17 protein-coding genes and 1 riboswitch are annotated in these 19235 nt (G+C 69.5%); of the genes, 4 read left to right on the top strand and 13 right to left on the bottom strand.

The features are described 5' to 3' along the window. The coding region (locus ACY34J_RS25880; protein ID WP_462729029.1) for an MvdC/MvdD family ATP grasp protein at positions 1-498 on the bottom strand (498 nt) is incomplete at its 3' end. Between the two features lie 11 nt (positions 499-509). Beyond that, positions 510-701, bottom strand: a complete 192-nt coding sequence (tgmA, locus tag ACY34J_RS25875; RefSeq protein WP_462729028.1) for a putative ATP-grasp-modified RiPP — start codon at positions 699-701, stop codon at positions 510-512. A 502-nt stretch (positions 702-1203) separates the two neighbouring features. Continuing rightward, positions 1204-1357, bottom strand: a riboswitch (cyclic di-AMP (ydaO/yuaA leader). A gap of 225 nt (positions 1358-1582) precedes the next feature. Here tgmA and ACY34J_RS25870 point away from each other — a divergent pair. Then, on the top strand, positions 1583-1768 hold the full coding sequence (locus ACY34J_RS25870; RefSeq protein WP_462729027.1) for a hypothetical protein: 186 nt from the start codon (positions 1583-1585) through the stop codon (positions 1766-1768). 402 nt (positions 1769-2170) lie between these two features. Here ACY34J_RS25870 and katG read toward each other — a convergent pair whose 3' ends face one another. After that, positions 2171-4402, bottom strand: coding sequence for a catalase/peroxidase HPI (gene katG / locus ACY34J_RS25865; RefSeq protein WP_462729026.1), 2232 nt, complete (start codon positions 4400-4402; stop codon positions 2171-2173). Positions 4403-4708: 306 nt separating this feature from the next. Between katG and ACY34J_RS25860 the strand changes: the two genes are divergently transcribed. Continuing rightward, positions 4709-5125, top strand: coding sequence for a Fur family transcriptional regulator (locus ACY34J_RS25860; protein WP_462729025.1), 417 nt, complete (start codon positions 4709-4711; stop codon positions 5123-5125). Between the two features lie 79 nt (positions 5126-5204). On the opposite strand, the gene ACY34J_RS25855 is transcribed toward ACY34J_RS25860, so the two are convergent. The 9 genes from ACY34J_RS25855 to ACY34J_RS25815 all read right to left on the bottom strand — a co-directional run bounded on the left by ACY34J_RS25855 (position 5205) and on the right by ACY34J_RS25815 (position 12480). Beyond that, the gene (locus ACY34J_RS25855; protein ID WP_462729024.1) at positions 5205-5684 is read right to left on the bottom strand and encodes a cupin domain-containing protein; all 480 of its coding nucleotides are present in this window, start codon (positions 5682-5684) and stop codon (positions 5205-5207) included. 182 nt (positions 5685-5866) lie between these two features. After that, positions 5867-6592 carry a GntR family transcriptional regulator gene (locus tag ACY34J_RS25850; protein WP_462729035.1) on the bottom strand — a complete coding sequence of 242 codons (726 nt, stop codon included), beginning with the start codon at positions 6590-6592 and terminating at the stop codon, positions 5867-5869. Between the two features lie 171 nt (positions 6593-6763). Beyond that, positions 6764-7225: a hypothetical protein gene (locus ACY34J_RS25845; RefSeq protein ID WP_462729023.1), complete on the bottom strand. Its 462-nt coding sequence runs from the start codon at positions 7223-7225 to the stop codon at positions 6764-6766. 117 nt (positions 7226-7342) lie between these two features. After that, positions 7343-8347 carry a proline racemase family protein gene (locus ACY34J_RS25840; RefSeq protein ID WP_462729022.1) on the bottom strand — a complete coding sequence of 335 codons (1005 nt, stop codon included), beginning with the start codon at positions 8345-8347 and terminating at the stop codon, positions 7343-7345. 60 nt (positions 8348-8407) lie between these two features. Continuing rightward, positions 8408-9316, bottom strand: a complete 909-nt coding sequence (locus ACY34J_RS25835; protein WP_462729021.1) for a dihydrodipicolinate synthase family protein — start codon at positions 9314-9316, stop codon at positions 8408-8410. A 62-nt stretch (positions 9317-9378) separates the two neighbouring features. Further along, positions 9379-10857 carry an FAD/NAD(P)-dependent oxidoreductase gene (locus ACY34J_RS25830; RefSeq protein WP_462729020.1) on the bottom strand — a complete coding sequence of 493 codons (1479 nt, stop codon included), beginning with the start codon at positions 10855-10857 and terminating at the stop codon, positions 9379-9381. After that, a complete protein-coding gene (locus tag ACY34J_RS25825; RefSeq protein WP_462729019.1) occupies positions 10838-11152 on the bottom strand; it encodes a (2Fe-2S)-binding protein in 315 nt (104 codons plus the stop codon). Before ACY34J_RS25825 ends, ACY34J_RS25830 begins: the two co-directional genes overlap by 20 nt. Next, positions 11112-12326, bottom strand: a complete 1215-nt coding sequence (locus tag ACY34J_RS25820; protein ID WP_462729018.1) for an NAD(P)/FAD-dependent oxidoreductase — start codon at positions 12324-12326, stop codon at positions 11112-11114. Before ACY34J_RS25820 ends, ACY34J_RS25825 begins: the two co-directional genes overlap by 41 nt. A gap of 1 nt (position 12327) precedes the next feature. Continuing rightward, complete coding sequence (locus tag ACY34J_RS25815; protein ID WP_462729017.1) at positions 12328-12480, bottom strand: hypothetical protein; 153 nt, start codon at positions 12478-12480, stop codon at positions 12328-12330. 208 nt (positions 12481-12688) lie between these two features. On the opposite strand from ACY34J_RS25815, the gene ACY34J_RS25810 reads away from it, so the two are divergent. Continuing rightward, positions 12689-15013, top strand: coding sequence for a collagenase (locus ACY34J_RS25810; protein ID WP_462729016.1), 2325 nt, complete (start codon positions 12689-12691; stop codon positions 15011-15013). A 90-nt stretch (positions 15014-15103) separates the two neighbouring features. Here the strand turns inward: ACY34J_RS25810 and ACY34J_RS25805 are convergent, their stop codons facing one another. Beyond that, positions 15104-17014 carry a transglycosylase domain-containing protein gene (locus tag ACY34J_RS25805; RefSeq protein WP_462729015.1) on the bottom strand — a complete coding sequence of 637 codons (1911 nt, stop codon included), beginning with the start codon at positions 17012-17014 and terminating at the stop codon, positions 15104-15106. A gap of 199 nt (positions 17015-17213) precedes the next feature. Between ACY34J_RS25805 and ACY34J_RS25800 the strand changes: the two genes are divergently transcribed. Next, positions 17214-19235 (top strand): NADPH-dependent 2,4-dienoyl-CoA reductase, encoded by a 2022-nt coding sequence (locus ACY34J_RS25800; protein WP_462729014.1) that lies wholly within the window; start codon positions 17214-17216, stop codon positions 19233-19235.

Below are 19235 nucleotides of genomic sequence, written 5' to 3'. Positions count from 1 at the left end.
ATGCGCCCCAGAGACCGGCTTGACGACGAGGTCCCAGTACTGTGCGGCGAACTCCCGTGCAACCTGCGGAAAGGTGGTGATCAGCGTGGGCGGCATGGCAAAGCCGCATTGCTGCGCGATACGGAGCTGCCACGGTTTGTGACGGGCCTGCGCGGCGGCGACCGGGTGATTCATCCAGCGCGCCGTTGTGCACTGCAGCGTTCCGTAAAGGGCCTGTGCGGACTCGGCCGTGAGCCACTCGGATTGATGGGCTGCGTGAGCCGCGGGGCGGCCGGGCCTCCGTATCCAGACCGAGCGCAGACTGTTCATGCTCACCACACGGCCACCGACCGATAAGTGACCGTAGAAGTCGCCTTTGACATATTCCGAGGACAGGGCGACCTCGCCGGGAAGGTCGGCGGGATCCAGGCGTACGACGGGAACGCCTGAGTCGTACAGCGCGGACACCACCAAGTCCGCTGTCACGTCCTCTGCACAGGTCAGGACGAGCACTGTCATAACGGGGACCGTCAGTCGTCGAAGTGCGTCTTGGAACCGGCGGTGGAAGCGGTGGTGCCGGCTGCCAGCAGCAGAGCGCGGTCGCTGATCGCCAGTCGCCCGTCGGGCAGGACATTCAATTGCTGTGCGGGGTCGTACGTGTAAGGCACGGTGACGGGCGGGTTCACAGCCGGGCGGGCGTAGTCCAACGCGAAGGGTCTCATCAGTTCTCCTCCTGCTGCCGAGAGGGAGCGGCAGGCTATTGCCCATTGGGCAAGGGGGTATCCAACAAGTGGGGTAGGGGTCATGCAGCCCGGGCGGTGAAGTGCTGGTGCGCAGCCACGGGACAACATCTCTTCGGCAGCAACGGCTCCACACTGAAATGCGGGCCTGTCGTGCCGACAACGGCTACGTCCGCGCCAGGCTCGCCGCCGTGAATGCGTTGTTCGCCACCGGTCGCGCGCTCACCCACGTATGACGGAATGTCCCCCGTCTACGACAGTAATCGCACCAGTCCGCGGCGCATCCCTTCACCACCTGCGCACAGAATCCGGGCGCAGCCGATCAGCGCACGGAACCTGGGGCGGGACATCGGTCCCGGGTGACGTGTGGAGTCTCCACACAGCTTCTGTCCAATCGACGGCAGGTCTGGCCGCCGCCTATGTGCTGTGCTCGTTGAGCTGCGGGCGTGAGGCGCGGTGTCGTCCGATTGCAGACGTCAAGGTGTGCTCCGTACTCCGAACGCCTGCGAGGTGAGCTGTCGGGTTCGGGCTGGAGATTGGCCCGGCCGTGGTTGTCACGGCTTCACCCCTAGCCGTCCGGTGGGTACTGTCCGTACGGCACAAGTGGGTCCCCCGCTCCTGCCCGGCGGTGTCGTGATGTGCTGCCGCGCGCGCCGGGGGCAGGATTCGGCGGTCCGGCCACGCGGTGTTCGAGTCTCGAACGCTGAGCACGGCAGCACTCTCGGCCATCCAGGACTCACCGTCAGTGTCCACGCGTCAAAGGTGCTCACCTGCGCGCGGTCACCGATCCCGGTGACGCTCCTGTCCTCAGGCTCCGGGACGAGATCTGCGAACTTCTACGGCACTACTGGGACCTGGCCTTCATGCCGATGTGGCCGCAGCTGCGACTCGTGCTGGAAGCCGACGGCACCTACCGTGCGCGGCAGCTGGCCACGGGTGGCGCACGCCGGTTGTTCTCCGACATGCACCCCAGCCTGCGATGGCGGGACGGGGTGCTGCGTATCGACAAGAGGTGCAGCACTTCTGTGGGCCGGCCGGGCATCGGGTGAGTCTCCGCAGTCCGAGCCACGCGATCGACCCCGCCCGGGCCGGGTGCGGGCCGACAAGACACCCCATGCAGTGAATGCGTCAGGCAGCCGCTGCTTCACGGGCGAGGACGGCTGAGTCGGCAAGGCCGATGTCACGTTCTGGGGACTGTACCCCCAGTGCCGTCCGGAGGCCGGCTCACCGCAATGCCAGTGCCTTAACGCGCTCTTTGGGGCTCTGACGTGCGGAAACGTCGTCAGGCAGGCCCTTCGGCGGTCGTCAAGTCGCTGGCATTTCGGCTAACCGGGAGGGCACGCTCACCGGTTCGCCCCCCTGCTCCAGGGTGACCCTGCCGACGTATGTCGAGATCCTTCGGAACTGAGGACGTCCAGGTCGGCCGACGCGGGCCGACCTGGACGTCATGATCAGACGAGGTCGAACCGGTCGAGGTTCATCACCTTGTCCCACGCCGCGACGAAGTCGTTCACGAACTTCTCCTTCGCGTCATCGCTCGCGTAGACCTCCGCGAGCGCACGCAGCTCGGAATTCGACCCGAAGACGAGGTCGGCACGGCTGCCGGTCCACTTGACCTCGCCCGTGGCGGCGTCGCGACCCTCGAACGTGTTCGCGTCCTCGGACGTCGCCTTCCACGTCGTGCCCAGGTCGAGCAGGTTGACGAAGAAGTCGTTGGTCAGCGACCCGGGGGTTTCGGTGAAGACGCCGAGCGGCGACTGCTGGTAGTTCGCGCCCAGGACGCGGAGGCCACCGACGAGGACCGTCATCTCGGGGGCACTCAGGGTCAGCAGGTTCGCCCGGTCGAGCAGCAGGTACTCGGCCGGCAGCCGGTTGCCCTTCCCGAGGTAGTTGCGGAACCCGTCGGCGGTCGGCTCGAGCGCGGCGAACGACTCCACGTCGGTCTGCTCCTGCGACGCATCCGCGCGGCCCGGGGTGAAGGGGACCTCGACGTCGAAGCCGGCGTCCTTGGCGGCCTGCTCGACGGCAGCACACCCGCCGAGCACGATCAGGTCGGCGAGCGAGACCTGCTTGCCGCCGGTCTGGGCGGCGTTAAAGGCCTCCTGGATCCCCTCCAGGGTGCGCAGCACCGTCGCCAGCTGGTCGGGGTCGTTGACCTCCCACCCGCTCTGCGGCTCGAGGCGGATGCGCGCACCGTTGGCGCCGCCGCGCTTGTCGCTGCCGCGGAAGGAGGAGGCCGATGCCCACGCGGTGGACACGAGTTGGGACACCGTGAGGCCCGAGGCGAGGATCCGACCCTTGAGGGAGGCGATGTCCTCGGCGTCGATGAGCTCGTGCGTCACCGTGGGGAGGGGGTCCTGCCACAGCAGCGTCTCGGCAGGGACCTCCGGGCCGAGGTAGCGCACGACCGGGCCCATGTCGCGGTGGGTCAGCTTGAACCACGCGCGGGCGAAGGCGTCCGCGAACTCGTCGGGGTTCTCGAGGAAGCGCCGCGAGATCTGCTCGTAGGCCGGGTCCACGCGGAGCGCGAGGTCGGTCGTCAGCATCGTCGGGGCGTGGCTCTTCGACGGGTCGTGGGCGTCGGGCACGGTGCCCGCCCCCGCGCCGTCCTTGGCCGTCCACTGGTGGGCACCGGCGGGGCTCTTGGTCAGCTCCCACTCGTAGCCGAACAGGGTCTCGAAGAAGCTGTTGTCCCACGTCGTCGGGGTGGGCGTCCACGTGACCTCGAGGCCGCTGGTGATCGTGTCGCCGCCCTTGCCGGTGCCGAAGGAGTTCCTCCAGCCGAGGCCCTGCTCCTCGAGCGGGGCGGCCTCGGGGTCGGGGCCGACGTGGTCGGCCGGGCCCGCGCCGTGGGTCTTGCCGAAGGTGTGGCCGCCCGCGATCAGGGCGACCGTTTCCTCGTCGTTCATCGCCATCCGGCGGAACGTCTCACGGATGTCGCGGGCCGCGGCGAGCGGGTCCGGGTTGCCGTTCGGGCCCTCCGGGTTGACGTAGATGAGGCCCATCTGGACCGCGCCGAGGGGGTTCTCCAGCTCCCGGTCGCCGGTGTAGCGCTCGTCGCCGAGCCAGGTGGTCTCGGGACCCCAGTAGACGTCCTCCTCGGGCTCCCAGACGTCCTCACGACCGCCGCCGAAGCCGAAGGTCTTGAAGCCCATCGACTCCAGGGCGACGTTGCCGGCGAGGATGATGAGGTCGGCCCACGAGAGGCTCTGGCCGTACTTCTTCTTGACCGGCCACAGCAGGCGACGGGCCTTGTCCAGGTTCGCGTTGTCCGGCCAGCTGTTGAGGGGGGCGAAGCGCTGCTGGCCGGCCCCGGCGCCGCCGCGGCCGTCGCTGATCCGGTAGGTGCCCGCGCTGTGCCACGCCATCCGGATGATGAACGGGCCGTAGTGGCCGAAGTCGGCCGGCCACCAGTCCTGCGAGGTCGTCAGCACCTCCGCGATGTCCCGCTTCACGGCCGGGAGGTCGAGGGTCTTGAACGCCTCGGCGTAGTCGAACTCCTCGCCGAGGGGGTTGGCCACGGCGGGGTTCTTGGCGAGTATCTTCAGGTTGAGCCGCTCCGGCCACCACTGGCGGTTTCCCCCGCCCTGAGTCGGGTGCGGGGCGCGCCCGTGCGCGACCGGGCAGCCACCTCCGCCCTCCGGCTTCGCGTCTACGACGATCGCATCATGGTTCTCAGACATGGGAATCCTTCCGGACTAGGCGGATCACGATCCTCAGGAACTACGGGTGGTGGAACAGTCAGGGCACAGGCCCCGGTAGATGACCTCGGCCTCGTCCTGCTCGCTGTTCTCGTTGTCCGCAGCCGGGGCAACCGGACTCGGCGGTGAGCGGACCCGTCTGCTGGACCGTCACGTGCTTTCCCTTCTGTTGTCCTGCCCCTTGGCTGTCGCCGGAACCGATCCTACGATGGACCAAGTCCAAGTCAATACGGCAACCAGATCCATACGAATTCATTCGTCAGACGATGCACTGTTAGGCTGGTGACCATGAGTGACCTGCTGGAACGGCTCCGCGGACGTGGCTGGCGGATGACCGCCCAGCGCCGGGTTGTCGCTGAGGTACTCGACGGCGAACACGTCCACCTCACCGCGGACGAGGTGCTCGCGCGCGCCACCGCCCGGCTGCCGGAAATCTCCCGCGCGACCGTCTACAACACCCTCGGCGAGCTCGTCTCGCTCGGCGAGGTGATCGAGGTGGCCACCGACGGCCGCGCCAAGCGCTACGACCCGAACGCCCACCGCCCCCACCACCACCTGGTGTGCTCGCGCTGCGGCGCCATCCGTGACGTCCACCCCGGCGGTGATCCACTGGCCGACCTCCCCGCCTCCGAGCGGTTCGGCTTCACCGTTTCCGACGTCGAGGTGACCTACCGGGGCCTGTGCCCCGACTGCGCCCGCACCTGAGCCGGCCCGCGCACAACAGCGTATTTCGCAACAGGTCCTGGGCCGCGCTCGTCCTCACCGCGACCCGTCCGCTCCGAGATCAGGCCCCCGGCAGGCCGGTACCGCACCGGCTGCAGTAAAGGGCATCGCGCTCCTGTGCAAGGCGACCGCAGTCGGGGCACACGCGGTTCATCAGGCAGGCAGGCTCGCCCCCTGCCGCCGCGGCGGCACCGCGGATGGCAAGTCCCGAGCGGCGGCGATGAACTGTGAGGTAGACCAGACCGTCGGCGCCAGCCGACAGCGCGCGGCGGGTGCCGTAAGGCAGCCAGGCCACGCAACCCGGCTCGAGATTCTGCCGCCCATGGTCCGTGTCGAGCTGCCCGCTCCCGTTGGTCACGTACAGCAACACGTCCAGGTCCGGCTCGACATGGGAAGCGACCTTGGCACCCGCGGCCAGACGGACCATGTTGGCGTCCAGCTGCCGTCCCTCGACGGCAAGCTTCCACAGCACCCCGCCCCGGTCCGCGGTCACCTCGCCGAGCAGGTCGTCAAGCCGTCCAAGCACGCCAGAAACCGGCATATCCCCTCCTTCTGGCTCATGAACGACATTCCCAACATCGGGCGTATACCCAGCGGCCAAGCCTACGGGACGGGCCCCGCGGCCCTCCCCGGCTGTCCGCTCGGCGACCAGGGCCACGAGACGTACAGAGCAGCAGGCCGGAGGCGCGGCTCGCGTCAATCGGCACCGGTCGGAGCTGCTCCTCAGCGGGCCGCACCCAGCTTCCGCTTGGGTCCCTGCTGGGCCGGCACCGGATCCGGCTCCTCGCGTCCCTTTGCCCACAGCGAGCGCACATGCCCGAGGTGCCGGGCCATGCATGTCTCGGCGCCCTTGGCGTCGCCGGCCAGCATGAGGTCGAGGAGTTCGAGGTGTTCCTCGGCCGAGGGGATCAGTTCGCCGCGCTCGTCGAGGGCCGTCAGCCCGTACAGACGTGAGCGCTTGCGCAGGTCGCCCACGGTCTCGACGAGCCGCTCGTTTCCGGAGAGCGCGAGCAGGGACAGATGGAACTGGCGGTCTGCCTCCAGATAGCCGATGAGGTCGTGGTCGCGCGCCGCACGCACGATCTCCTCGGCGACCGGGCGCAGATCCTCGAGATCCTTACGGTCCGCGGTGTGCGTGACCCGGCCGACCATGGGCACCTCGATCAGGGTGCGGATCTCGGTGTACTGGTCGAGGTCGCGCTCATTGACCTCGGTAACCCGGAAGCCCTTGTTACGGACCGGCTCGACCAATCCTTCGCGGGCCAGATCGAGCATCGCCTCGCGCACCGGTGTCGCGGAGATCCCGAAGTCCTCGGCGAGCACCGGCGCCGAGTAGACCTCGCCGGGGCGCAGTTCGCCGGATATCAGGGCGGCCCGCAGGGCGTGGGCGACCTGGTCGCGCAGGCGCTCCCTGGCAGTGATGAGGTTGCGCTGCTTCAGGTGCCCCATGGTGTTGCGCTTCCCTTCGTGCCCGAGCAGGTCACCAGCGTACAATGTCACGTTGTTTGCACAGGAGCCACTGTGCAGGGCATGCCTCGCGTTGGAGAACTCCCGGTGCGCCACTGCCTGTTCACGCGGTTTTTGCCGCGGCCACCCAGGCTTCGCTACCACGCTGGACGGTCACGGGGGTTCGACCTCCAGGTAGCGGTGCCGGCGCGGCCCGCGGTACTCCAGAGCCAGCCAGCCCAGCGAGCGAAGGGCTGCGGCGCAGCGTCCCAGAGCCTCCTGCTGTTGGTATACGGCTCCGCTGCCGGGCGGCCCCAGCCACTCAACCCGAGCCGCCTGGGGTTGTCCGGCTGGGCTTACGCAGTACCCGGTCGCGATGCGCTGTCCGTCGGGATCAACCGCCGATGGTGTGATCCCGGCTGCCTCGAGGATGAGCGCCACGGCGCGGACCGGTTGGTGGCACTCCCATGCCGCGGGCACGGCCATCGGGTCGGTGGCCTGCGTGTTCACCAGTCGGCGAATCTGCTTCAGCCCCTCCAGTGCGGTCTGCACCGCTGCCGCCCGCTCCGGGGCGCTCCGAGCCGAAGGACCTTCGTGCCCAGTGGCCACCTGGAAACCGGCGGCATCGGCTGTCACCCTGCTCCTCCACAACCCCCGTCGACCGGCTGATCCCGGCCATATCGGGATCAGTGTCCCACCGGTGCTCCGGCGAGCCGACGGCAGGCCCTTGTACCACCCGGCATACGGCGGCGGTCACAGAAGGAAACCACCGGGGAAGGGATCGTCCGGGTCGAGGAAGTACTGGGCCGTGCCGGTGATCCAGGCGCGGCCGGTGATGGTGGGGACGACGGCCGGCATCCCGCCGACCTCCGTCTCCCCGATCAGACGGCCGGTGAACTCCGTACCGATGAAGGACTCGTTGACGAAGTCCCGGTGGAGCGGGAGTTCGCTGCGGGCGTGCAGCTGCGCCATGCGGGCGGAGGTGCCGGTCCCGCACGGCGAGCGGTCGAACCACCCCGGGTGGATGGCCATCGCATGCCGTGAGCGGTGTGCGTCCGAGCCAGGGGCAGCCAGATAGACGTGCTTGACGCCGCCGATCTCCGGCCGTTCGGGGTGCACGGGCCGGTCGGCGGAAGCGTTGATCGCGTCCATGATGGCGAGACCGGCGGCGAGCAGGTCTTCCTTACGGGACCGGTCGAACGGCAGCCCCAGCGCGCCCAGTTCGACGAAAGCGTAGAAGTTGCCACCGAAGGCGAGGTCGTACGTCACCTGCCCGTATCCGGGCACCCCGGCCTTGCGCCCCAGACCGACGCAGAACGCGGGCACATTGGTGAGTGTGACCGACTTCGCCGCGCCCTCCGCTACCTGTACGTCGACGGAGACCAGCCCGGCCGGGGTGTCCAGACGGACCGTGGTGACGGGCTCGCTGACCTGCACCATTCCCGTCTCCACGAGGACGGTGGCGACCCCGATGGCGCCGTGCCCGCACATCGGCAGCACGCCGGAGACCTCGATGAACAGGACCCCGTAGTCGGCATCGGGACGGGTTGGCGGCTGGAGGATCGCGCCGCTCATGGAGGCGTGACCACGCGGCTCGTACATCAGCAGCGTGCGGAGGTGTTCCAGCTGCTCGATGAAGTGGCGTCTGCGCTCGGCCATGCCGGCGCCGGGGATCACCCCGACGCCGCCGGTGATTACGCGGGTGGGCATTCCCTCCGTGTGCGAGTCGACGGTGTGGAAGACATGACGGGTACGCACGCGGCATCCTTTCAGCGGCCAGCGGTCAGCGGTCAGCGGTCAGCGGTCAGCGGCCAGCGGTCAGCGGTGACCGTCGGCGACGGCCTTCTCGGTGGCAGCCCGGACCGCCGCCTCCATCTCCTCGGTCAGCGGAAGGCGCGGCGGACGTGTCGGGCCGCCGCGGCGGCCGACGATGTCCATGGAGAGCTTGATGGACTGCACGAACTCGGTCCTGGAGTCCCAGCGCAGCAGCGAGTGCAGCGATGTGTAGAGCGGCAGAGCCGTCTCCAGCTCTCGGGCGACGGCGGCGTGGTACAGCTCGGCGCAGGTGGCGGGGAAGGCGTTCGGGTACCCCGCGATCCAGCCGACGGCACCGGCGAGCGCGAGCTCGAGGAGGACATCGTCCGCACCGATCAACAGATCGAGCTCGGGAGCGAGTTCGGCGATCTCGTACGCCCTGCGCACATCGCCGCTGAACTCCTTCACCGCCACGATGCTCCCCGCGCCATGGAGCTGGGCCAGGAGGGCAGGGGTCAAGTCGATCTTGGTGTCGATCGGGTTGTTGTACGCCACGACAGGCAGCCCCGCCTTGGCGACCTCGGCGTAGTGGGCCCGTACGGCACGCTCGTCGGCGCGGAAGGCGTTCGGCGGTAGCAGCAGCACCGAGCCGCAACCGGCCTCGGCGGCCTGTTCCGCCCAGCGGCGGGCCTCGGCGCTGCCATATGCCGCGACCCCGGGCAGCACGCGCGCGCCGTCGCCCGCCGCCTCCACGGCCGTACGGACCACACGGGCACGCTCATCGTCGGTGAGCGTCTGGTACTCGCCGAGGGATCCGTTCGGCACGACTCCGTCGCAGCCGTTGGCGAGCAGCCGGCGGACATGCTCGGCGTAGGCGTCGTAGTCGACGGCGAGGTCCTCGCGCAGCGGGAGCGCGGTGGCGACCATGATGCCGCGCCAGGGACGGTCGTGGCTCCAGGTTGTCGCGGTCATACCGGTAACCCTTCTATGGTGTGTGACATGTGCGGGCCCTACAGCGGCACCCACGCGCGGAATCACGCCGGTTGGTCGTCGCTCGGACCGGTCGCCCCCGACTCGGCGGTCCGATCAAGCGAGCCAAGCACCCCGAGCGGGACGGGCACGGCGAGCGGCCGGCGCTCGGCGGACGGCGGCACGCCCCCGTCGCCTCCGCCGGCCGCGAGGCAGGCCACGGCAGCCCCGCACATACGGCCCTGGCACCAGCCCATACCGGCGCGGGTGAGGAGTTTGACGGTACGTGCGTCACGGGCCCCGTAGTCGGCGACGGCCTCGCGGATACGGCCCGCGAGGACTTCCTCACAGCGGCAGACGTCTGTGTCGTCACCGAGCCAGTCCGTCCACCCGGGGCCGGGGACATGTGCGGCGGCCATGGCCTCGGCGAAGGCACGCATACGTCCGCGACGCCGCTGGAGCTCCCGGACCCGCGCGCTCCCAGCGAGTGCGGGCCGCCCGGACAACCGTGCGGCCACCGCGATGCCCGCCAGTTCGCCTTCGACGCACGCGAGCTCGGAGCCGCCGACCCCGCCGGTCTCCCCCGCTGCCCAGATGCCAGGCACCGAGGTCTCCTGGAGATCGTTCAGGACCAGGGCGTGCGTGCCGTCGACACTGCGCCTGGTGGCGCACCCGAGCCCGGTGGCGGGCTCGATCTGCGGCACCAGTCCGTGGCCAACGGCCAGCGCATCACAGGTGATACGGCGGCCGGTCCCCCGCACCGGCCGCCAGTCTGGGTCAAGCCGGGAGACGGTGACGGCCTCCACCCGGTCGGTGCCGTGCACCTCGGTGACCGCACTGCGGGTACGCAGCGGCACCCGGTGGTACAGCAGCGCCACACCGTGCATGACGGCCTCCCCCAGCTTGCGCGGGTTGGTGGCAAGGACGCCCGGGTGGCGCGCGTACCGCAGATAGCCGGATGCCTCGACCACCGCGGGAACGCGAGCACCGGCGGCGGAGAGCGAGGAGGCTACGGCCAGCAGCAGTGGCCCGCTGCCCGCGACGACGACTCGCCTGCCCGGGAGTACGAGCCCGGACTTGAGCATCGCCTGGGCGCCCCCGGCGCCCACGACACCCGGTAGGGTCCAGCCGGGGAAGGGAAGTTGCCGCTCGTACGCGCCGGTTGCGAGCAGCACCGCACGGGCCCGTACGCACACCGGGCGCTCGCCGTTGCCGTCGGCGCCGGTGACGGCGTGCACCGCCCACATATCGCCGCTCTCCCGCACCACGGTCCAGACATGGTGCCCGGCGAGGTGGGTGATGTCGCTCGTCTCCAGGCGCCTGCGCAGATCGGTGAAGGTCGGCCAGTCATGATGCAGGGCTTCCGGTCGGACGGCTCCGAGGGCCGGGGCGGTATGCCGGTAGTACTGGCCGCCGGCTTGGGGGGATGCGTCCACCAGAGTGACACCAAGCCCCAGTTCGGAGGCGGTGACGGCACCGGCGAGACCGGCGGCGCCCGCACCGATGACCGCCAGGTCGTACGGATCAGCAGCCGAGCCCGGCATGACCGTGTCCTTCCTGAGTGGTGATCGTGTCGCCAGGGCGGGCGGGAACCAGACAGGCCCTCCGGTTGGGCTCTCCATTGATGGTGGCGAGGCAGTCGTAGCACTGCCCGATTCCGCAGAAGGCGCCGCGCGGACGGCCACCCATTCGCGTGGTGCGCCAGGCGAGGATGCCCGCTGCCCAGAGCACGGCGGCGATGGACTGTCCGGGCAGGGCGGGGAGCGTGCGTCCGTCGAAGGTGATCTCGAACGGCGGCTCAGGCCGGGCCCTGGCCAGGTCGGCTGGGGTACGGGCCACTGCAGGCCTCCTCTCGGGCAGCGGACGGGGTCCTGAAGCGGCCGGGGCAGAACGGGCCGATGCCGAGTGGCAGTTCACGGCCCGTCACCAGTCGGGCGATGAGCAGCCCAGTGGCCGGGGCGAGCCCGATCCCGGCACCTTCGTGACCGCAGGCGTGCAGCAGTCCGGGGACCCGCGGGTCGGGGCCGATCGCGGGCAGATGGTCGGGCAGATACGGGCGGAAGCCCGCGTACGTCCGCATCGCCCGCATCCGGATGAGGACCGGGAACAGCGCCGTGGCCTGGGCCGCGAGGCGGCGGAGCACCTCCACCGACAGCATCCGGTCGAAGCCGACGCGTTCGCGGCTGGCGCCGATCAGGACCGGGCCCGCCAGGGTGCCTTCGACTACGGCCGAGGTCTGGAGCGCCACCGAGTCGCCGGCGACACCGGCAACGTAGTCCGCGGCGTACACCTTGTGCCGTACGACGCGCCGTAGCGGCTCGGTGACCAGGACGAAGCCGCGGCGCGGCAGGACGGGCAGGTGCACTCCCGCGAGCCGGGCCAGTTCCCCGCCCCAGGTTCCGGCGGCGTTCACCACATACTGGGCGTGGAAATCCCCGGCCGGCGTCCGTACGCCCCGCACCTGGCCGTTCGCGCCGGTGAGGATCGCGGTGACCTCCTCGCCGAGCCGCGGGCGCACCCGGTCAGCCGCGGCGCGCAGCAGATGGGCGGCGCCGAGGGCGGGCTGGACCTGAGCATCCTGAAGGTAGTGGAATCCGCCCGCCAGGCCGGGGGCGAGGTGCGGCTCCAGGTCGTGCAGCCGGTCCGCCGGAACCTCGTCCGCCGTGACGCCGGCCCGCTGCTGTTCCGTGGCGAAGTCTCGCAGCATGGCCATTCCCGCCTCGCCGGAGGCGACGACCAGGCCGCCCTTGGCCTCGTACTCGATACGCGACGGAAGACGTTCGGCCAGCTCCCGCCACAACCGGGCGGACAAGAGAGCGAGTTCGAGCTCGGGCCCCGGTGCCTTGTCGGAGACCAGCAGATTGCCTTCGCCGGCCCCCGTGGTCCCGGCCGCGACGGGACCGCGGTCGATCACGGTGACGCGGAGGCCGCAGCGGGAGGCGTAGTAGGCGCAGGCAGCGCCGACAACTCCCGCTCCGACGACGATGAGATCCGAGGAGTTACCCGTGGGCACGTCAGTAATATTTCACATTGCACGCGAGATCCGCCATGGGCAGCCGAATGCCGGCGGGCAGCGGGGTCGGCGCCCAACTGCCCGCCATGAATCCCTCCAACTCGGGTGAGACGGGCAGATCGTGACTGACCGTCCGCAGCGGTGATTCGGCCATGGGGGATCCTCCTCGGACACAGGCGGGTGACGGAGTTTTGTGAACATGTGATCCGGAGGTGCAGAGGGGTTGTCAGTGCCATTTCACATTACTACGTTACACATCACATGGCGCTTCTACGAACCCCCAAGCGCCGCCATTCACCAGGCAGTTGACCGCCTGCCGCACCGCTGCCCTTCACTTGCCACCTCCCACACAGGAGTCATCGGTGTCCCAGTCGACAACCCTGCGCAGCTCCCTGCTCACCGCCGCGATAGCGGTGACCCTCTGCGCCACGGCCGCCCAGGCCGGTTACGCGGCTCCCGCCCCCACCGCACGGTCCGCCGTACGACCGGCCGCCGCCGTACCCTCCGCGCCGCATCCCTTCGACACGGTCGATCACCTGGCCAGGGCCCCGAAGCCCGGTATCCGGAAGCCCTCGGCACCCGGCGGCCTCACCGACGGCCGCGTCCCCGGCCCCCGTACGGCAAAGCCGGCACACAAGGCCGTCGCGCGGTCAGCGACAGGCATTCCATGCACCCTCGACGGCATCACGGGCCTGTCCCCCGAGCAGTTCGCCGACTTCCTCACCGACCCGGCCGTCACCGCCGACGGCTGTCTGCGCAATCTCATCTGGACCTGGGACCAGCGGCTGGTCCCAGTCATGTCCGACGCGCACGTCCAGGCCGTATCCCGCCGTATCACCCAGCTCGCCGCCGCCCACGACGGCAAGAACGGCAGCCATCTGCTGGAGATGTTCACCTATCTCCACGCCGTCGCCTACCAGGACTTCTCACACGACGAGATCGACATCACCGACCCGCCGACCGTGGACGCCATGCGCCGTGCCATCGACGCCTTCGGCACGGCCGCCCGCACCTTCGACGTGACCCGCAGCAACGCCGAGACCCTCCGCGAGTCCCTCTACGCGGCCAGCGCCCCCGGGCTCCGGCAGCACCAACTGCCCCTCGTCAAGGGCGTACTGGCGACGATGGACGCCGCACACCCCGACACGGCCCGAGACACCTCCTGGGCCGGGGCGGCGCTCGCCGCGCTCTCCCTCAACTACCTGGGCGTCTACCCCGGCAACCAGGACACCGCCTTCCGTACCGCCGTCACCGAGGACACCTCCTACCGCGCGGCGTTCAAGGCCTTCGCCGGCTACATCCACCTCAAGGGCACGGACAACGCCTGGGTGGTGCGGGACGTCCTCGGCGAGTACGGGCGGCTGGGCCAGATCGAACCGCTCCACCGCGAGATCGTCGACAGCCTCGGCGGACTGCTGGACACCACCGCACGCAACTTCGGCGACGGCAGCGAACCCTGGGCGAAGGTCGCCACGTGGCTCAACGAGTTCGGCGCGTGCAAGCAGTACGGAGTGTGCAGGGAGGACATCGAGCGCCGGCTCTTCCCGCACACGTACGCCTACGACAACGGCGGGATCAAGATCCGCACCGCGCTGGACCGGGACACCGTCGACCAGCTCTACTACGCGAGCAAGCAGGTCAAGGCCCAGTTCCACCGGGTCCTCGGCACCGAGCAGCCGCTCGCGGGCGACACCAACACCAGGCTGAACACCGTGCTGTACGCGTCCCGCAGGGACTACGAGGTCTACCAGCCGCTGCTGACCGGCCTGAGCACGAACAACGGCGGCATCTACATCGAGAAGGGCGCGACGTTCTACACCTACCAGCGCCGGGTCCCGCAGGATTCCCGGCTCACGCTGGAGGAGCTGTTCCGCCACGAGTACACGCACTATCTCAACGGCCGGTGGGCGGTGCCGGGTCTCTTCGGCGAGGGACCGTGGTACGAGGGCGACCGGACCACCGCGATGGACGAGGGAACCGCCGAGTTCTTCGACGGCGGCACCCGCGACAACGGCATCGCTGTCCGCAAGGCACTGGTCCAGGGCATCATCAACGACACGGCCGGCGGCACACCGCGCATGACCGTGGACCAGCTGCTGCACGCCACCTACGACGGAGACGGCTTCCGCTTCTACGACTACGCGGGCACCTTCTTCGAGTTCCTGTGGACCGAACGTCCGTCGCTGCTGCGGGAGATGTACGGCCATCTGCGGTCCGACGACCCGGCCGGGTTCGACACCTGGCGGAGCCGGCTCGGCAACGACGCCGAGGTGCAGCGCGCGTACGACGCCTTCCTGGACGAGCAGATCGCGCACGTCGACGACCTGTACGTGCCCAACACCACCTACACACCCATCGGGCAGCTACGGGATGCCACGGCCGGCGAAGTCCGCTCGTCCTTCACCGCCACGACCGGCATCACGCCCCAGTGCCGTTCCAACGGTGCCCCGGAGCGTCCGAGGTTCGTCTGCACAGGCCGCATCACCGCCAACCTGAGCAGTGCCGGCAACCCCGACCTCGTCTTCAAGGACATGAGCGAGACAGTCGACTACGCCATTCTCGACCGGGCGAAGGCGGGCGACAACAACCTGGCCGACATGAACTGTTCCTTCGGCACGGTGGACATCGCCCCGGGCGGGTACACGGGCACGGCGCCTTACCGCTGTGAGGGACCGCTGCGGAGCTGACGCCACGTTGGGCCTCTCCGCTCGGAGAGGCCCACAGCCGGCGGACACCAAGCCCGCGGATCGACGTCCTCGAACTCCGAGATTCCTCCGTCACCCCTTGCTGATGGCGTTGGCGTACGCGGTCCAGATCTGCGGCGGGAAGATGGTGCCGCGAACCGAACCGGGACCGCCCACACCCTGCATCGGGAGAAGTTGGGGGACGCCGGGCTTGGTGCGGAACATGGTCACGGCGGTGGTCAGATCGTCCGCGTGGCCGATGAACCATGCCGACTTCATGTGGTCCTCGGCACCGGTCCCGCCCGCGGCGACCCTCTCCAGGAACTGGATGTCCTCGAAGGGGAGGGTCTTCCCGGCGAAGATTCCCAGCGCGGCGGCAACGTTGTCCGCCACATACGGCTCCATGACGCGTCGCACCGGCGGCTTGTCGAAGCCGCCGACCGGCTGGCCGTCGTGAAGCACTTTGACCACGGAATAGGGGTCGGCACGGGTGCCGCCGTTGGTGAAGGTCGTATACGCGTCTGCCATACGGATCGCGCTGGGGGTCGAGGTGCCGAGGGGGAAGCTGGGCTCCAGGGGTGCCAGGCTCTCCGCGCGCAGCCCGGACCCGATGGCCACGTCCCTGATCTCCTCGAGTCCGATGCGCTGTCCGGCCTCGACGAACGGCGCGTTGGCCGTCAGGTTGAGGCTCTGACGCAAGTCCGGGTACGTCAGCTGCACGTCCACCGGGTACGGACCCTTGTTCGGGTGGTACGGGCCGGCCATTGCGGCGCTTTCGTACTCCGCCGCGAGCACGAAGGGCTTGAAGGACGACCCGACCGGTACGCCCGAGGTGTCCGCGTTGTTGCTGAAGTGCCGGGTCGCGTCGGCGCCTCCGTAGACCGCGACAATGGCCCCGTCCTTGGGCCGCACCGACGCGGCACCGACCTCCACATGCCGGTCGGCCGCGCGATTCTTCGGGTCGAGGTTCTCCTCGCGCACCTTCCTGACCGCCTGCTCCAGCCGCCGCACCTTGTCCTGCTCGAAGGTGGTGTGGATGCGGTAGCCGCCACGGGCGAGGTCCTGGTCGGTCAGATGCGTACGGTTCCTGATGTATTTGTTGGCGACATCGACGAGATAGCCGATCTGTCCGGATAAGCCGGTGGCCTTGGAGAGTGGGAGCGGCTCCGGGAATTTGTGGTACTTCGCCCGCTCCGACGTACTCATCCTGCCGGTGGCGACCTCCCGGTCCAGGATCCACTTCCAACGGGCCTTCGCCCGCTCGTGGTTGGCGCGGCTCAGCCCTGGGTCGTATTCCTCGGATCCCTTCAGCACAGCGGCCAGCAGGGCGCTCTCACTGGCGTTGAGCTCTTGGACGTCCACGCCGTAGTAGGCCTGGGCCGCGGCCTGAATCCCGTAGGCACCGCGGCCGAACCAACTGGTGTTGACGTAGCCCTGGAGGATTTCCTGCTTGCTCTTCTCGTTGTCGAGCTTCAACGCGATGAAGAATTCCTGGACTTTGCGGCTGAGTGTCTGCTCCTGCGAGAGGTAGCTGTTCTTCACATACTGCTGGGTGATGGTGGAGCCGCCCTGGGTCTCCCGGCCGCCGGCCATGTTCAGTATCGCCCGGGCAAGGCCCTTGAGCGATACGCCGGAGTCGCTGTAGAAGCTCTCGTTCTCGGCCGCTATCACGGCATTCTGGAACGACTGCGGCACCTCGCCGAGCGCGACGTTCTGCCGGTTCACAGCTCCCACGCTCACCATCTGGGTGCCGTCCGCCCAGTAATAGACGGTGGCCTCCTGGCGAGCCGCGGCATTCTCGTCGGGGATCTCCACGCTGACGTACGCGATGACGAAGAGCCCCATCATGCTGCCGCTGCACAGCAGGCAGGTGCCGAGCGCCAGCCGCCACGACGGCAGCCAGCGGCGCAGGCCCCGCCGGCCGGGGCGGGGATAGTCGATCCAGCGCCTGCGCCGGGCAGCGGCAGCGGCAGCGGGCCGTTTCCGTACATTCCGGTACCTCATGTTCCGGCACCTCCTATGGGGGGTCGCCTCGGAAGATGCCGGGAACCGCGTTCCCGTTGTCCCGGTGCGCCGGTGACCGGCCGATGCGCACTGTGTTCTTCGCAACACCGCCGCATTGCGACGCTCACCAGCCGCCCCCTTGGTGAGTTATGCAACTTGTTGCATAATCGCGCGGACGACACCTCGGAGGAGAGCCGCGATGAGCGCGTACCCGCACCTGCTGAGCCCCCTGGACCTGGGCTTCACCACCCTTCCCAACCGCGTACTGATGGGATCCATGCACGTCGGCCTGGAAGAGGCTGAGCGCGGATTCGAGCGCATGGCGGCGTTCTACGCGGCCCGCGCCAGGGGCGGCGTCGGCCTCATCGTCACCGGCGGCATCGCCCCCAACGACCGCGGACGCCCCTACCCCGGCGGTGCCAAGCTCACCACCGAGGCAGAAGCGCAGCGGCACGCCGAGGTCACCGCCGCCGTCCACCGCGAGGGCGGGCGGATAGCCCTGCAGATCCTGCACTTCGGGCGGTACGCCTACCACGAGGACCTGGTCGCCCCCAGCGCAATCCAGGCCCCGATCAGCCCGTACGTACCCCACGCCCTCACCGACGACGAGATCGAGGAGACCGTCGAGGACTTCGTCCGGGCCGCTGCCCTCGCCCAGCAGGCCGGCTACGACGGTGTCGAGATCATGGGCTCCGAGGGCTACCTGATCAACGAGTTCATCGCGTCCGCCACCAACCACCGCACCGACCGCTGGGGCGGCTCGCACGAGAACCGCACCCGCTTCCCCCGCGAGATCGTCCGCCGCGTCCGCGAGCGCGTCGGCCGCGACTTCATCCTGATCTACCGCCTGTCGATGCTCGACCTGGTGCCCGGCGGCTCCACCCTCGACGAGGTGGTCACGCTCGCCAAGGAGATCGAGGCGGCAGGCGCGACCATCATCAACACCGGCATCGGCTGGCACGAGGCCCGTATCCCCACCATCGCCACCTCGGTGCCGCGCGGCGCATACGCCTGGGTCACCAAGAAGCTGATGGGCGCCGTCTCCATCCCGCTGGTCACCACCAACCGCATCAACACCCCCGAGAAGGCCGAGCAGTTGCTCGCCGGGGGCTACGCCGACATGGTCTCGATGGCCCGGCCGATGCTCGCCGACCCCGACTTCGTCGCCAAGGCCGGCGCGGGCCGGCCCGAGACCATCAACACCTGCATCGGCTGCAACCAGGCCTGCCTGGATCACACCTTCGGCGGCAGGCTCACCTCGTGTCTGGTCAACCCGCGGGCCTGCCATGAGACCGAACTCGTCCTCTCCCCCACCCGCCGCGCCAAGCGCCTGGCCGTCGTCGGCGCCGGTCCCGCCGGGCTCGCCTGCGCCGTGTCCGCCGCCGAGCGCGGGCACCGCGTCACGCTCTTCGACGCCGCCCCGGAGATCGGCGGCCAGCTGAACATCGCGGCCCGCATCCCCGGCAAGGAGGAGTTCCACGAGACCCTGCGCTACTTCCGCACCCAGCTGGAACTGCGCGGCGTGGACGTCCGGCTGAACACTCCCGTCACGGCCGGCACCTTCACCTCCGGCGAGTACGACGAGATCGTCGTCGCCACGGGCGTCACCCCGCGGACCCCCCCGGTCCCCGGCGTCGACCACCCCAGCGTCGTCAGCTACCTCGATCTGCTCACCGGCGCCGCGCAGGCGGGCGATCGCGTCGCCGTCATCGGCGCGGGCGGCATCGGCTTCGACGTCGCCGAGTACCTCACCGACGCCGGCGACGCGGCGAGCCTGGACCCCGAGACGTACTTCCGCCGGTGGGGCGTGGACACCGAGTACCGGGCACCGGGCGGCCTGCGCCGGCCCGAGCGCCCCAGCCCGCCGCGCACCGTCCACCTCCTGCAGCGCAAGACCAGCAAGGTGGGCGCCGGCCTCGGCAAGACCACCGGCTGGATCCACCGCACCGAGCTCAAGCACCGCGGCGTCACCATGATCGCGGGCGTCACCTACGACCGAATCGACGACAAGGGCCTGCACATCACCGTCGACGGCGAAGCCCGCACCCTCTCCGTGGACACCGTCGTCCTGTGCGCCGGCCAGGAGCCGCGCCGCGGACTGTACGAGGACCTGCGCTCCGCCGGACACACCGTGCACCTCATCGGCGGCGCCGACGTCGCCGCCGAACTCGACGCCAAGCGGGCCATTGACCAGGGCACACGGCTGGCCGCGGCCCTCTGA

This window comes from Streptomyces sp. HSS9-12 (assembly GCF_054963655.1).
The sequence above is the reverse complement of the archived record's forward strand: the minus strand, read 5'-3'. Positions and strand labels throughout refer to the sequence as shown.